Source organism: Actinomycetospora sp. C-140, assembly GCF_054796175.1.
In genome coordinates, this window is sequence record NZ_JBTWNF010000017.1 from 1 (window position 1) to 13681 (window position 13681).

The window sequence follows — 13681 nt, forward strand, 5'->3', positions numbered from 1 at the left end:
GGAGTGGGGGGAGAGGCTATTCTCAGGCTCCTCCATAACGATCATGGAGAAGGTTGGAGGCCGGAGCTTATTGACATCCACGTTCTCATACCGTCCCGCAACGACCTTCTGGTTGAGTTCGTGAGCCGAGAGGATCAGTGACAGGTATAGGAGGGACTGTTGCCCATCACTCAGTCGGTCGTAGTCGACGGATTCTTCACCGTGCGCCGGACCGAATCCGATCGAGACCTGTTGTAGCAGCGAATCGAGGTCGCTACCGAGGAAAGACAACGTAGGAGAGGCGAAGAAATTGCCGCGGTGAAGGCGGCTCCATGCAGCAGTGAGGTTGTCGCCGATTCCGCGAATACTGTCGTTCTTCACGACGGCATCGTTCATGTCTCTTGCGAACATCTGGACGGCGCCGCGCTCTTGTTCCCAGCTGGCCGCTCGCAAAATTCGACCCAGAAGGGTCGTGGGGCCGTAGGAGATGTGGTCTGCGGGGTCGCGCCTTGCTGGCATGTAGTGCACATGAATGCGATTGCGGTCCAACCTGCCGACCTCAAGGGTTTTCGCTGGTTCATCGTTCTCGTCAACTTCGAGAATGTACATCAGAGTACTATCGGAAACGTCATCTTCTGCGACTTCAGCCTCAAGGCGAAATCGCACTTGCGGTGGGCCATCGGTGGATGCGAGACGCATGTGGTCGTAGTGGTCGGCGACCGCAGGACTAGGCGATTCGGTACCGGTTTCCTCGAATTCGAAGTTCGCCTCGATGTAGAAGCTCCGTGCCTGCTCGCCGAGCACGGGAGCATGGAAGTCTGAGGAGCGGACTTTCCTCATCGACGGGGTCACGCAGAACATGCGGGAGAGTGCCTGCAGGCAGGCGGTCTTGCCAGAAGCATTCGGTCCGAGCAGAAACGTCAAATCGGTAAACGACAAGGTTGTGGGCTCCGGCCCAAAGCACTGGAAATTCTTGAGACGGACGTGCGTGAGTCTCAACTGTCCCCCTGGCCTGTAGCCCGCCCTTGGGGCCTAGTAGATCCACTATCGCCCACGCGGGGTGTCGGTGTTACATCTACGGGGCTTACTGTCGTCTGGCGCTCTGGCGAGCGCTTCGGTGAAGGCAGGCCGACTATCGAGAGCGATTCACTCACGGTTGCCGGTTGGTCATGAGACAGACGACGTTGGTCGGAGACGGCGTACCTAGTCGACCGTGGTTTCGGGACAGGTCAAGCTTCCTACCCCGGCCTTATTGTGAGTGTCGAAACCCCGCTTGCCCCTCTCGAGCAGAACGTCGTTATGAACTCGTGTCGTTACGATCGTGTGTAGGTGGTAATTGGATGACGACGGGTAAGTCGACTTCATTTGAAGCCTGTTTTTGTGGCAATTCGCGCGTGTAGGCCGCAACCCAAGCTGCAGTGGCGGCGACAACCCCGCCTGAGGCGACCGCAATGCTTTGCCAATCGGATGCTGCCGTGGAGATGAGATAGCTGATCGAAACGCCCAGAGCCAGACTTAGAATCGCTGAACCAAACACTAGGGTACTCCGGCGGAGTCGCTTCGCCTTCACTCGCTCGGCGTTGATAGCCTCGTCGGTCGAGATAGACGCCTTCGTAAGAAGGCGGCGCATCCGTGGAATCTCGATTAGGATTCGCGACGAGAATGCAAGCTGACCGATTCCGGTCTTAATAGTGGCGAGTTCAGCCAGCCACTCTTCCTTGTATCTATCGGCAAATCCGCTAGGAAGCATCGACGCAGACCGTTGAATTACGGACCGGGAGATAGTGGCCGGCCAGCGACCGATTTCGCTGGTGAAAAGAGCGCCAACAAGGGCTGCGCTGAGACTAATCCAGACGTTCATCTCAAGTCAGCCCTTTCCGGTGTTTGCCAGAAGCAAGGATACCTCAAGCGCGACGAGCGCGACAACATGAGGGAAGATGAATGTCCAAACGTTTCTGCGCCACCCGGGGCTCCGTGGAAGTGCAGCTACTAGAGAGATGATCCATAGAACTAGCAGTAAGAGGATCATTCCTACTGCGAGCCGAAGGAGCGATTCTTCGGTTGTACTTGCTCCGGGAGGAACCGGCGCTCCAGCAGTCTTCGAGATGTCAGAAGCAAGTAGGAGCAGATTAAAGACTGCGGCGATCAAGAGGTCTGGCCAAACCGTGAAGACTTGCGGCGTCAGGGGTGGAGCCGACGCAAGCTTGGCCGTGAAGTACCTTATGAAGCAGCCGAGACTCGCCGTGAGGAGCGGTACCAGTAGGAGGCGAAAGAAGTCGCCTGCGAGGAACTGAGTCAAGGTCTCGCCCCATGACTGGCCAACCTCATGCATCCCCCAAGGGCACTCGGCGAACCGTTGACGACGACGAAGGAGCCTATTGATCGGCGCCGGGACGGCGCTCGCGGGGTGCGCTTGGGCTTTGAGATGCTGTCATCAGGCCGTGGGGACGTCGCCCGGTCTTGGGGCCTCTAGAGGCATGGTGGTGTGGGTTGGTGCTGGAAGAGGAAGCGTGACAGGGCGACGACGAACGAGGGGCCCTGGTTGAGGGCGACCCAACCGCGGTTGCCGTTGGTCATGAGCCGAACCCGCGAGCGGGACTTGCGGAGGCGTACGCGTCCGGTGCGGGCGCACGTCCGCGGCTTCCAGGTCTGCTGTGCTCGCCGCTGCGCCCGAGCCCAGCGACGGGCGATGCGGCCGGCCTGGACGCCGTCCTCGGGACGCACGGCGATGGTGCGCGTGGCGCGCTCGAGGTTCCACACGCCCCAGAATCGGCCCGGACCATGGCCAGGCTCGCGCCACTCGGCGGGAACCTCGTGCTGGTACTCCTTCGCCGCCATCAGCCCATGCTTCGTGAAGTACGCCGCCACCCGACGAGGGTCGGTCGCCCGGAGGCCTTCGGCGTAGTCCAGCGCCGTCCCCGCGAGCCCGTGGCGCCGGCGCTGCTCGGGGTCGGGATGGTCGACGACGCCGGCCCACGCCGCGGAGAGCCAGACGGCGAAGCGCTCGCCGGTCGTATTCGACAGCCCGTGCGGGGGAGTGCAGAGCATGTGCACGTGCGGCGCCCCGCGACGCTGGAACTCTAGCTTCCACACGCACGACCAATCCTCGCCCCACGCGCGCACGTAGCGCTTCCGCAGCGCCTTCATGTGCCGCTTCAGGTCCTGCCCGGTCGGGACGACCGTCAGCCAGTCCCCGGGGTAGGTCAGCGTCACCATCGCCGGCAGCCGGCCCTCCCGATAGAGCGGCGTGTAGTCCAGCTCGCACAGCCGGCGCGTCATCCGGTTCCGCGACTTCCGCGACCAAGCGGTGATCGACGAGCGCGGCGGCGGCTTCTCCGGCCACTCGGCAGTGGCGATATGCGCGGCGACGTCCTGGTCCACGTCCTTCACGTGCGCCTCGTACGCCCGCTCGCCGGTGCGCTCCCGGCGGGACCAGTCGTGGCACGCGACGGCGAACATGCCCGGCCCGACCGTCAGCTCCCACCGCGGACCCTCCGCGAGCGTGCCCGCCTCCTCGGCGACCGCGGGCAGCAATGCGGCTGCGGCGTCGACGAGCTCCGGGGAGGGGAACCGGGGCGACCACAGCGACCCCGGGTCATCCGGAACGACCGAAGCCGATTCCTGGGCCTCCCGGCCCGATATGGCACATAGAACAAGCCCAGGCGGCCGGCCCTCGGCTGGCACCGGGGCAGCGGCCGGGTCGGACGCGGCCGGCTTCCGCCGGCCGCTCCTGTCTTCGACCCGCGCCGGCGGGCCGACCTCGCCTCCCACGGCCGACACCGACGACAGGGAGGGAGCGGGCGCGGGGTTGTACGTGCGCCACGGATCATGCAGGGAGCGCCAGGACGACGGCCTGGTCATCGGACGCCGCCGGGACGCGCGGTGTTGCCCTGGTTCGTCCTCCGGCGGCCAGGCGCTCCGCCCTGGACCCGGGCACCACCAAGGGAGGGGCCGACGCGGACGGGCAGGGGTGCGGCGGGGAGGTGGTCGCGGCGGTGTCTCTCCCTCGCCGGCGCTTCCGGGGTCTGACAGCCCGGTCGCACTCCCGCAAGGGCCACGGCGGTGCTCGAGGCGTCACCGGGAACGGAGGGTGTGGCCCTTGCCCTCGCGCGCCCGACCTGTCCGAGACGACCCCGCGCCGCCGAGGGAGAGCCCCCGAAGCGCAGGCGTGCGATGAGCAGACGGTTGTCGTGCTGACGATGAAGGTGGAACATGGCCGGCCTCTCGAGAAGGCCGACCGGGGCGCCGTGATGGCGCGGTCAGGGCGTGCGGAACCGCCGGCGGGAGGGTCTCCCGTCGTTGCAGCAGTCGTTGCAGTTGTCCCGCGAACCGTCCTCGTTCAGGGGTATCAACCGAGACCGGAACCCCAGCTCAGAGCCGGGATGGAACACCACGAGCGACCCGCCCGGGTGCCTCGTAATGCGTAGGTCTCGGGTTCGAATCCCGAAGGCGGCTCCGCAGGTCAGGGCCCTGTCGCAGCGCGGCAGGGCCCTGCTCGTGTCCATGTCGCGGCCTCTGGCCCGCCCGGGGTGCCCTCGCTGGTCCCCCGAAGACCCGGCGGCGTGGCTCCATCGGATGGCCGCCCGAGCGGTCGGCGGGGGGTGTCGACTCGGACGGCAGCGCGGCGGTCGTGGAACGGACACTGCCCGTCCCACGACGCTGGCTTCATTCTCCGGTGAGCCCCAGCTGGCCGAGCAGGTCCATCTGGTCGAAGTAGAACCGGCTCGTCGAGATCCGCTCGCCGGTGAGCTGGTGCATGCAGACGTAAGGCCCCGAGAGTCGTCGACCCGTCGGCGGGATCTCCGTACCGTCCGGTGCGGGCATCGGTCCGGTGTGCGTGCCGTCGAGGAGTCCTTCCTCGGCGACGCCGCTGCTGTCCTCGATGAGCGTGCGGACAGTGATGCGGTTGTCCGGGAAGGCGGTCATGTACAGCGACCAGAACTCGAGCAGGCCCTGTCGGCCTTTCCCTGTCCAGCCTGGCGCCGTGAGCTCGCAGTCGTCGGTGTACAACGCCAAGAACCCTTCCTGGTCTCGCGTGTTCCAGGTGTCGGCGGTGCGCTGGACGATGTGCTTGCCATCCATCAGGTCTCCCGGTGTCGGCTCTCGCTGAGGGATCTCCTCTCGGGCCCGTGGGCCCTCGAGAAGGTTCGCGACGGACGACGTCGCCGTCAGCGGTAGTCGTACGTATCTCCGCTACGTAGCGCGTCGCGGCGCACGGCGTACGTGCCCCGGTGGGGCGCGGGTGGGCGGCGGAAGGAGCGGACCGGCGGATGCAGGTGCTGGCTCCCCGTGGCCGAGTTCTCCTGAGCGCTTCGCGCGTTCGGGTTCGACAGGTCTTCGCCACATAACGCTGCCCGTTGCCCGCGGAGCGGCACTTGTTTCCCGGCTGGTGGCTCTGATACTGGCCGGATGGGGGGAGCGCTGCTTTCGCCGACAGTGGTCGGTCGCGCTGAGGAGCTGCGAGCTCTGCGGGCCGCGCTCGACGAAGCAGCCCGGGGGAGGGGCTCGACGATCGTCCTGACCGGAGAGCCGGGGGTCGGCAAGAGCCGGCTGCTGCGCGAGCTCCGGTCCTGGTGTGCCCAGACCGGAGCGGTGGCGCTGGTGGGCCGGGCGGTCGAGACGGCGACAGCGGCACCGTTCCGTCCGGTCGTGGAGGCCCTGATGAGCGCCTACCGTCAGGGCGCAACGGTGGACGACCCGGAGGTCGCGCCGTTCCGCGGCGCGCTGGCAGGCCTGGTCCCCGACGGCGCCACGGAAGCGGATGTCCCCGCTGCTGCTCCGGCCCGGCTGTTGTCGGTGGCGGAAGGCTTCCTGCGGGTCCTTCGGCAGCGGGCCCGTGCAGCGGGGGCGGCCGTGGTCCTGTTCGACGATCTGCACTGGGCGGACGCGGAGACCTCGGCCGTGGTCGAGTACCTCGCTGACAATCTCTCGCAGGAGCGGATCCTGTTGGTGCTCGCCGCCCGGCCGCAGGACACCGGTGGCGTCATCACGGGCCTCCGTCCGCTCGTCGATCGCCGCGTCGCGGCGGAGCTGCCGCTGGGTCGTCTCGGGGCGGACGAGGTGGTGGCGATGACCCGGGCCTGTCTGGGAGACGCCGCGGTCCCCGCGGAAGTGTTGCGGCTGGTCACCGACCGGGCCGACGGCTTGCCGTTCTTCGTGGAGGAGTTGCTCGCGGGCTTGCGCAGCGACGATTCACTGGTCCGCGACGGAGACCGCTGGGTCGTCCAGCAATCCGCACGGGGCCGCCCGCCCGCGACCTTCCACGACTCGGTGCGAGCACGGGTCGCCACGCTGGCGCAGGACGTGCAGGGCCTGCTGTGCGACGCCGCGTTGCTCGGACGGCGCGTCGACCCGGACCTCGTCGCGACCGTCACCGGGACCGACCGATCGGTGGTCGAGGAGATGGTGCGCGCCGCGGCGGCGCTCGGTCTCCTCGTGTCCACGGAACCCGGCGTCCGTTTCCGCCACGCGCTGATCCGCGACTCCCTCCTCGCCGATCTCACGCCGGGGGTATGCCGCGCTCGGTCGGCGGTGGTGCTCGCGCGGTTGCGGGCGTCGTGCCCGTCGCTGCCCGAGGATCTCGTGGAGGTGGCCGCCGATCTCGCCGAGGCCGCGGGGGAGCACGACGTCGCGGCCGAGTCGCTCATCGAGGCGGGTCGGCGAGCCCTGGAGCGCGGAGCGCTCACGACCGCGGAGACCGTCCATCGCCGGGCGTCGGCGCTCGACGCGAGCACGGCGCGGCGTCTCGAGGCCACGACGGCGCTGGTGACGACCCTGGGCCTGGCCGGCCGCATGGAGGATGCCTTCCCGGTGGGCGAGCATCTGCTCGCCGAGCTCGGCAGCGACGTCCCGGGCGCCGACCCCGAGGGCACCCGCCGGCTGGCGGTCCATCTCGCGCTGGCCCGGTCGGCGACGGCAGCGACGAACTGGAGGTTGGCCGCGGCTCATCTCGAACCGGCGCGCGCCCTCGTGGCCTCCGACGTTGACGCGGCGGGCCTCGAGGCGCTACAGGCCGGGGTGGCCCTCGGCGAAGGGCGCGTCGACGACGCCAGCCGGCACGCAGTCGCCGCGATCGAGGCCGCCGAGCGAGCCCGCGATGCGGACGCCGAGTGCGAAGCACGTCTGGTGCACGGGCGCTGCCTGCGGGAGCACGACATGGACGCCGCCATCGAGGCGTTCGAGCGCGCCCGGGTGGTGGCGAGCCGGGCGTCGTCGGCACATCGCGAAGCCCGCGCGCTGGCCGAGCTGGGGTTCGCCACCGGCTACGTCTCCCTCGACGAGAGCGCCCTGCGTGCCGCGCGAGCCCTCGCCGAGGCCTGCGGCGCACCCGAGACCGAAGCCGTCGCCGAGAACGGTCTGGGTCTGTTGGCGTGGACACGCGCCGACGTCGCCGAGACCCTCGAGCACGCGGACGCCGGTCTCGCCTTGGCCCGCCGGTACCGGCTCGGCCAGCTCGTGCCGGCTCTGCTGATCGTGCGAGCGTGCGGGCTGGCTCTCCGCGGGGACATCGATGCCATGGAGGCAGTGCTGGCCGAGGCCGCGCCGCTGACGCGCGGCGAGCCGATGGAGGAGATCGGGCTGTTGCTGTCCCGCGCCACGGCTGCCTTCGCTGTCGACGACGTGAGCGCCGTGCGCGGACACCTGCGGCGCGCCATGCAGATCGCGCGGCAGGCCCGGCCCTCGGTGATCCCCCCGATGCTGGTGATGCACGTGCTCGTGAGCGCGGTCGACGGGATCGACCCTCGACCGCTCGTCGCCGAGCTGGCCGGGTGGCACACCGACTCGAGCCGCTGGCGGCGAGGGATCCTCGCGGCGGCCGAGGCCGTGCGAAGCGGTCGTTCCTCGTTCGGGGCCGCGGGCCCGCGAACCGACGCTGCCGACGCCCCGTCCGGACGCGAGCTGATGGACCGGGCACTGCGCGACCTCGACCCCGCGCCGTTCCTGCGCGCGGTCGTCGCCCGGCTGGTCGCGACGACGCCCGGAGTGGACCGGTGGGGTGACCCGTCACGCTGGCTCTCCGAGGCCGAGGCAGGGTTCCGTGCTCTCGAGCTCCCGATCCCGGCCGATGCCTGCTGCGCTGCGCGCGCCCGCGGCGGGCGGACGGGCGGCAGCGCGCTCACTCCACGCGAGGAGCAGGTCCTGGCGCTGGTGGCGGAGGGTCTGGCGAACCGTGGGATCGCCCGGAGCCTGCACCTCTCCGAGCGCACCGTGGAGAAGCACGTCGAGCGTCTGCTGGCCAAGACCGGCTCTCGCAACCGTGCCCAGCTCGCCACGTGGGCGCTGCGCATCGCCCGCGTACGTGGTGCGGATACGTAGAACCACCACTGCCTGGCGCACGTCGCGCAGGGCGACCCTCGATGGCGCACCGACTCGAGGAGCCGTCATGACCGACCACCCCGTGGAGATCGCCCGGGACACCTGGCTGATCACCCAGCTCGAGGACGCCCCGCCGTTCGGGCGCATCTTCCTCAACTCCGCGCTCATCCGGGCGCAGGAGCCGGTGCTGGTCGACACCGGGACCTCCGGGAACCGCACACGATGGCTCGAGCAGCTCGGGTCCCTGGTCGACCCCGCCGACATTCGATGGATCTTCATCTCGCACGACGACCCGGACCACGTCGGCAACCTCGCGCTCCTGCTCGAGCTGTGTCCGCGGGCGACCGTGCTGACGACCTGGTTCGCGGTGGGACGCATGGCCCTGGAACAGGGGATCGCCGTCCCGCTCGACCGCGTCCGATTCCTCAACGACGGCGACCCGGTCGTTGTCGGTGACCGCACGCTGCGAGCCGTGCGCCCCCCGGTGTTCGACAACCCGACCACCCGCGGCCTGCTCGACCCCTCGACAGGGTTCTACTGGGGCGGCGACTGCTTCGGTGCGCCGGTCGATGAGTTCACCGTCGAGGCCGGCGACACACCCGCCGCACCGTGGCGGGACGGCTTCCTGGACATGCAGCGGATGCTCAGCCCCTGGCACGCCCTGCTCGACGCCCACCGCTGGGGGGCGGCGGTCGAGCATGTGCAGCAACTGCCGATCTCCGTGGCCGCCGGCGCGCACGGTCCCGTAGTCCGGGGCCCACGCCTCGAGGACGCCTTCCGGCTGCTGCACACCCTGCCGCACATCGGGCCGCTCACGCCCTACACCCAGCTCGATCTCGAGTCCTGGATGAGCGCCGCGGCAACCGCGGCCCCGTAGCGATCGACGAGACCGGCCCACGAGATCGACGACCACCACCGAGAGGACTCCTCCACCATGAACGCCTCCACGGCACCGACGACCACCCCGACGACCACCCCGACGACCACCCCGACGACCACCCCGACGACCACCCCGACGACCACCCCGACGACCACCCCGACGTCTGCCCCGCCGGCCCTCGCCGCGCTCCACCACGTCGGCATCACCGTGACCGATCAGGCCCGCAGCGTGGCTTGGTACCGCGACATGCTGGGCATGGTCCAGTGGGGCGAGGAGCACTACCCGGGCGGATGCACCGCGCTGATGATGCGTCCCGGCACCCACGTGCACATCGGTCTCGATGCCCACGACACGAACGCGGGCGAGGCGTTCGCGCCTCAGCGCACCGGCCTGGACCACCTCGCTTTCATGACGACCTCGCGAGGCGAGCTCGACACCTGGAACACCTACCTCGCAGCCCGCGGGGTGGAGTGCAGCGCCGTGCGCGACGTCGTCATCGAGGGGCTGTCGGCCGCGCTGTTCCAGTTCGCCGACCCCGACGGGGTCGCCCTCGAGATGATCTACATGGGGTGAGGTCGATGAGTATCGGTCTGGACCACACCATCATCTGGAGCTCCGACCCCGCGATCTCGGCGCGGTTCCTCGCCGACCTCCTCGGGCTCGAGGTCCGAGACGACGACGAGTTCTTCCTGCAGCTCCACCTCGGCAACGGCGTGACTCTCGACTACGGGCCGGCGTCCGAGGCCGTGACCCCGCAGCACTACGCGTTCCTGGTCGGTGACGACGAGTTCGACGCCGCGTTCGGGCGACTCCGCCGAGCCGGGGTCGCCTTCTGGGCCGACCCTTTCCATGCCGAACCGGGGCGGATCAACCAGCTCCACGGAGGCCTCGGTGTCTACTTCGCCGACCCCGACGGCCACAACATGGAACTGCTGACGCGCTCGCTGTGATCCCCCGCGACGGTGACCGTTGCGCCGTGGGGGGTGCGCGGCTATATCCCTCCCGTGGGGGATGCGAGGGCCCGCTGCCCATGGTTGGTGGGGCGGGAGATCGAGCTGGGACGTCTGCGGCGGGCCGGTGCGGTGGCGCGAGGCGGCGAGGGCACAGCGGTGGCGCTGATCGGGCCGCCCGGTATCGGGAAGTCCCGCCTCGTGGGCGAGGTGGTTCGCGCGGAGTCGGGAACCCTGGTCGGGCGGGCGGTTCCCGGCGTGACGGGGGGCTACCGGCCGGTGGTCGAGGCGTTGGCCGGCCTGGACCGTGCGGCGCGACCGTCAGGTCCCCATCGCATGGTCGTGGACCGGCTGCTGACCGGTGTGCAGGCACCCGACGCGCCTGCCGATCGTCCGTGGGCCGTCGCCGAGGCGATGTTGCGCCTGCTCGGTGAACGGGTGCTCGTCCTGGAGGACCTGCACTGGTCCGACCCGGACACGCTGGCCGTTGCCGAGTACCTGGCGGACAACGTCGCCGCGACGCGGTGTCTGCTCCTGCTGACCGCGCGGGACGAGTCGGGCCCGGCCCTCGAAGCGTTCGACCGACTCGCGCGGCGAGGAGTGTTGGCGGTGCTCCGCCTCGGCCCCCTCGGCGAGTCCGCGGTCGCCGAGATGGCGGCGGGTTGTCTGGGGCATCCACCGAGCGAGGAGATGGGGAGGTTGCTGGCACGGGCGGAGGGCTCGCCGTTGCTGGTCGAAGAGCTCGTGGCGAGTGGTGCGGGCGTGCCGGAGACGCTCGTGGAGCTCACCACGGCACGGGTGAGGGGACTGTCGACCCCGGCGCGCCGCTGTGTGTTCGCCGCGGCTGTCCTGGGGGAGGGTTGCGACGGCGTCGTCGTGGCCAGCACGGTGGGTCTGGGTATCGACGAGACCGGCGATGCACTGCGCGAGGCGGGTGCGGCCGGTGTGCTCGACCTCGCGGGCGGCATCGGCTTCCGGCACGCCCTGCACCGTGAGGCCGTCCTGGCCTCCCTGCTGCCTGGCGAGCACGCGACGTGGGCCCGTCGGGCGCTGACCGCCCTCGAACAGGCCGATCCCGGTCTCGCCGGTCGGGACGGTCTTGCTGCCGAGCTCGCTGAAGCGGCCGGTGACCGGAGTCGCGCGGCGGCCCTGTTGACCCGCGGCGGACGTGCTGACGCCGACCGTGGGGCGCTCGCGACCGCAGAGAAGACCCTGCGCCGAGCAGTAGGCCTGGCGGGGAGCGACGCCGCGACCGCTGTACCGGCCTACGAGGCATTGGCCGACGTTCTGGCGCTGGCGGGCAGGCCCGTCGACACGGCCACGACCACCGAGCGCCTGCTCGCCCTCCTCCGCCGGACCACGGGGTCGCCGCAACGCATGGCCCGGGCCCAGCTGCGTCCCGCCCGCGCCTGGACGGCGGCCGCCGACTGGGTCGCGGCGCGCGCCGGCGTCGACGCGGCACGGCAGCTGGTGACCTCCGATCCGGGCGAACCCGCTGATCGGGCAGTGTCGGCCGAGGTGGACATGGCCGAGGCGCAGATCGCGATCGCCACGGGTCGGATCGCGCTCGCCGCGGCCAGAGCGCGGGAAGCGATCACTGCCACTGAGCACGGAGGGCCGTTCCCCGTGCTGTGCGAGGCCCTGGAGGTGTTGGGCCGTGTGACGCGTCTGCACGACATCCGCGCCGCGGAGGAGCTGTTCAGCCGGGCGTGCGCGATCGCCGAGGCCCACGACCTGCCGGTGTGGCAGATGCGCGGCCTGCACGAACTCTCGACCATCGATACTCTGAGCTCTCTGCGACTCGATCGCCTGGACGCGGCGCGCGAGCTCGCCGACCGAACCGGTGCGGTGGCCACGGCGAACGTGGTGTCACTGCACCGGGCGGGCGTGCTGTTCATGCGCGGACGGTGCGAGGAGGCCATCGCCGAGGCCGAAGACTGTGTGGCCGTCGCCCAGCGGGTCGGGCTCGCGACGCTGCCGGTCGCGTTGATCTTCGCGGCCGACGCTCGGGTCGCCCTCGGGCAGAGGGCGGCCGCGGCCGCGCTCGAGGCCGAGGCGGTCGCCTGGGGACCGGACCCGCTGGTCGAGGTCGCCGCCTGCGGCAACCGGGCCTTGCGCGCGCTGGTCATCGAGGACCGGGACCGCGCCGTGGGGCACCTGCGCCGCGGCCTCGACCTGATCGGCGCGCACCCGGCGGTCTCCTCACCTCCCACCCTCGGGTTGGCGGCCGTGGCGCTCGCCCTGGTCGGAGAGGACCCGTTCGTGCACCTCGACGCCGCCGGCCTCCCCCGTTGGAACGCGGGGCTCGTCGGGTTCGCGCGAGCGATCACGTGGGGGCGGAGCGGTCGTGCGGACGAGGCGGCCGCTGCGTTCGGCGAGGCCGACGACGTGCTCGCACGCCACCCGGAGATTCCGTTCCACCGAAGGCTCGGCAGGCGGCTCGCCGCGGAAGCCGCTGTGACCGACGGCTGGGGCGACCCGTCCGGCTGGCTTCGCGACGACGCAGCGTGGTTCACGGCGGCCGGCCACGATCGCGTGGCCGCGGCCTGCCGCGGGCTGCTCGCGCGCAGCGGAGGGCGACCCGGCCGGCACACGGCCGGGCCGTCGATTCCCGGCTCGCTCCGGACCGCGGGCGTCACCGGCCGCGAGATGGAGGTTCTGGTGCTCGTCGGCGACGGCCTGTCGAACGCGGCCATCGGCGAGCGGCTCTACCTCTCGCCGCGCACCGTGGAGAAGCACGTCGAGCGCCTGCTCGTCAAGACCGGCACCGCCACCCGGCTCGAGCTCGTGTCCCGCGCCGCCCGCCGCGAGTGGTGACCCGCTAAGTACGGGCCGATCCCCTCCCCGGAGGTCCGACCCGAACGCCATCCTCGGTGAACCACATGACCACCGGGGGAGCTCGACATGAGCGTCTACACGACAAGCACCGACACAGCCGACGAGCACTGGTTCCTCGGTACCTTGGCCACGATCCGGGCGTCCGCCACCGGTACCGGCAGCACGATGTCGATCGTGGAGTTCCTGCACCCGCCGGGGTTCGCGACGCCACCGCACGTTCACCATCGGGCCGACGAGGCGTTCTACGTCCTGGCCGGTTCGCTGGTCGGCTTCAGCGGCGACACCGAGTTCCGGGCCGAGGCCGGCGGCTTCGTCTGGCTGCCGCGCGAGATCCCCCACGGCTACCGCGCCCGCGGTGATCAGCTGCTCAGAACGCTGGCGATCACCATGCCCGGCGGTATGGACGAGTTCGTCGCCGCGCTCAGCGAGCCCGCACGCGAGCGCGCCCTTCCCGAGGCACCGTTCTTCCCCGACCCCGCGGAGATGACCGCGGTCGCGAGCCGCCACGACATCACACACCTCGGCCCGCCCGGGGCCATGATCCCCGCCGCGGACTCGACGTGAGGACATCACTCGTCGACCTCGACCCACGAACCCGCCGGTGGCTCCGGCGCCCCATGGATCACCCGTGGGCGTCGTCCCGCTTCGGTGCCGTGCCTGCTCTCCGGCACCACGGGATCCTCCCGGCGAGGTAAGGGTTCTCTGGCGTCCAGGCAAC

Annotated in this window: 10 protein-coding genes; 6 read left to right on the plus strand and 4 right to left on the minus strand. The window is 70.2% G+C overall.

Annotated elements, in window-relative coordinates; translation table 11 throughout:
* The 4 genes from ACR9E3_RS24425 to ACR9E3_RS24440 form a co-directional block, all read right to left on the minus strand.
* Positions 1-978, minus strand: a 978-nt coding sequence (locus tag ACR9E3_RS24425; RefSeq protein WP_460383239.1) for an AAA family ATPase, incomplete at its 3' end; no start/stop codon positions are given.
* Between the two features lie 298 nt (positions 979-1276).
* Positions 1277-1840 carry a hypothetical protein gene (locus tag ACR9E3_RS24430; protein WP_460383240.1) on the minus strand — a complete coding sequence of 188 codons (564 nt, stop codon included), beginning with the start codon at positions 1838-1840 and terminating at the stop codon, positions 1277-1279.
* A gap of 608 nt (positions 1841-2448) precedes the next feature.
* Positions 2449-3513, minus strand: coding sequence for a rolling circle replication-associated protein (locus tag ACR9E3_RS24435; protein ID WP_460383241.1), 1065 nt, complete (start codon positions 3511-3513; stop codon positions 2449-2451).
* A 1131-nt stretch (positions 3514-4644) separates the two neighbouring features.
* Complete coding sequence (locus ACR9E3_RS24440; protein ID WP_460383242.1) at positions 4645-5061, minus strand: ester cyclase; 417 nt, start codon at positions 5059-5061, stop codon at positions 4645-4647.
* A gap of 327 nt (positions 5062-5388) precedes the next feature.
* Between ACR9E3_RS24440 and ACR9E3_RS24445 the strand changes: the two genes are divergently transcribed.
* The 6 genes from ACR9E3_RS24445 (at position 5389) to ACR9E3_RS24470 (ending at position 13527) form a co-directional block, all read left to right on the plus strand.
* The gene (locus tag ACR9E3_RS24445; RefSeq protein WP_460383243.1) at positions 5389-8295 is read left to right on the plus strand and encodes an ATP-binding protein; all 2907 of its coding nucleotides are present in this window, start codon (positions 5389-5391) and stop codon (positions 8293-8295) included.
* Positions 8296-8362: 67 nt separating this feature from the next.
* On the plus strand, positions 8363-9172 hold the full coding sequence (locus tag ACR9E3_RS24450; RefSeq protein WP_460383244.1) for an oxygen-binding di-iron domain-containing protein: 810 nt from the start codon (positions 8363-8365) through the stop codon (positions 9170-9172).
* A gap of 57 nt (positions 9173-9229) precedes the next feature.
* On the plus strand, positions 9230-9748 hold the full coding sequence (locus ACR9E3_RS24455; RefSeq protein ID WP_460383245.1) for a VOC family protein: 519 nt from the start codon (positions 9230-9232) through the stop codon (positions 9746-9748).
* Positions 9749-9753: 5 nt separating this feature from the next.
* Entirely contained in the window at positions 9754-10125 is a 372-nt protein-coding gene (locus ACR9E3_RS24460; RefSeq protein ID WP_460383246.1) for a VOC family protein, read from the plus strand.
* Positions 10126-10137: 12 nt separating this feature from the next.
* Entirely contained in the window at positions 10138-12942 is a 2805-nt protein-coding gene (locus ACR9E3_RS24465; protein WP_460383248.1) for an AAA family ATPase, read from the plus strand.
* 87 nt (positions 12943-13029) lie between these two features.
* Positions 13030-13527 carry a cupin domain-containing protein gene (locus tag ACR9E3_RS24470; protein WP_460383250.1) on the plus strand — a complete coding sequence of 166 codons (498 nt, stop codon included), beginning with the start codon at positions 13030-13032 and terminating at the stop codon, positions 13525-13527.
* Positions 13528-13681: the final 154 nt, after the last annotated feature.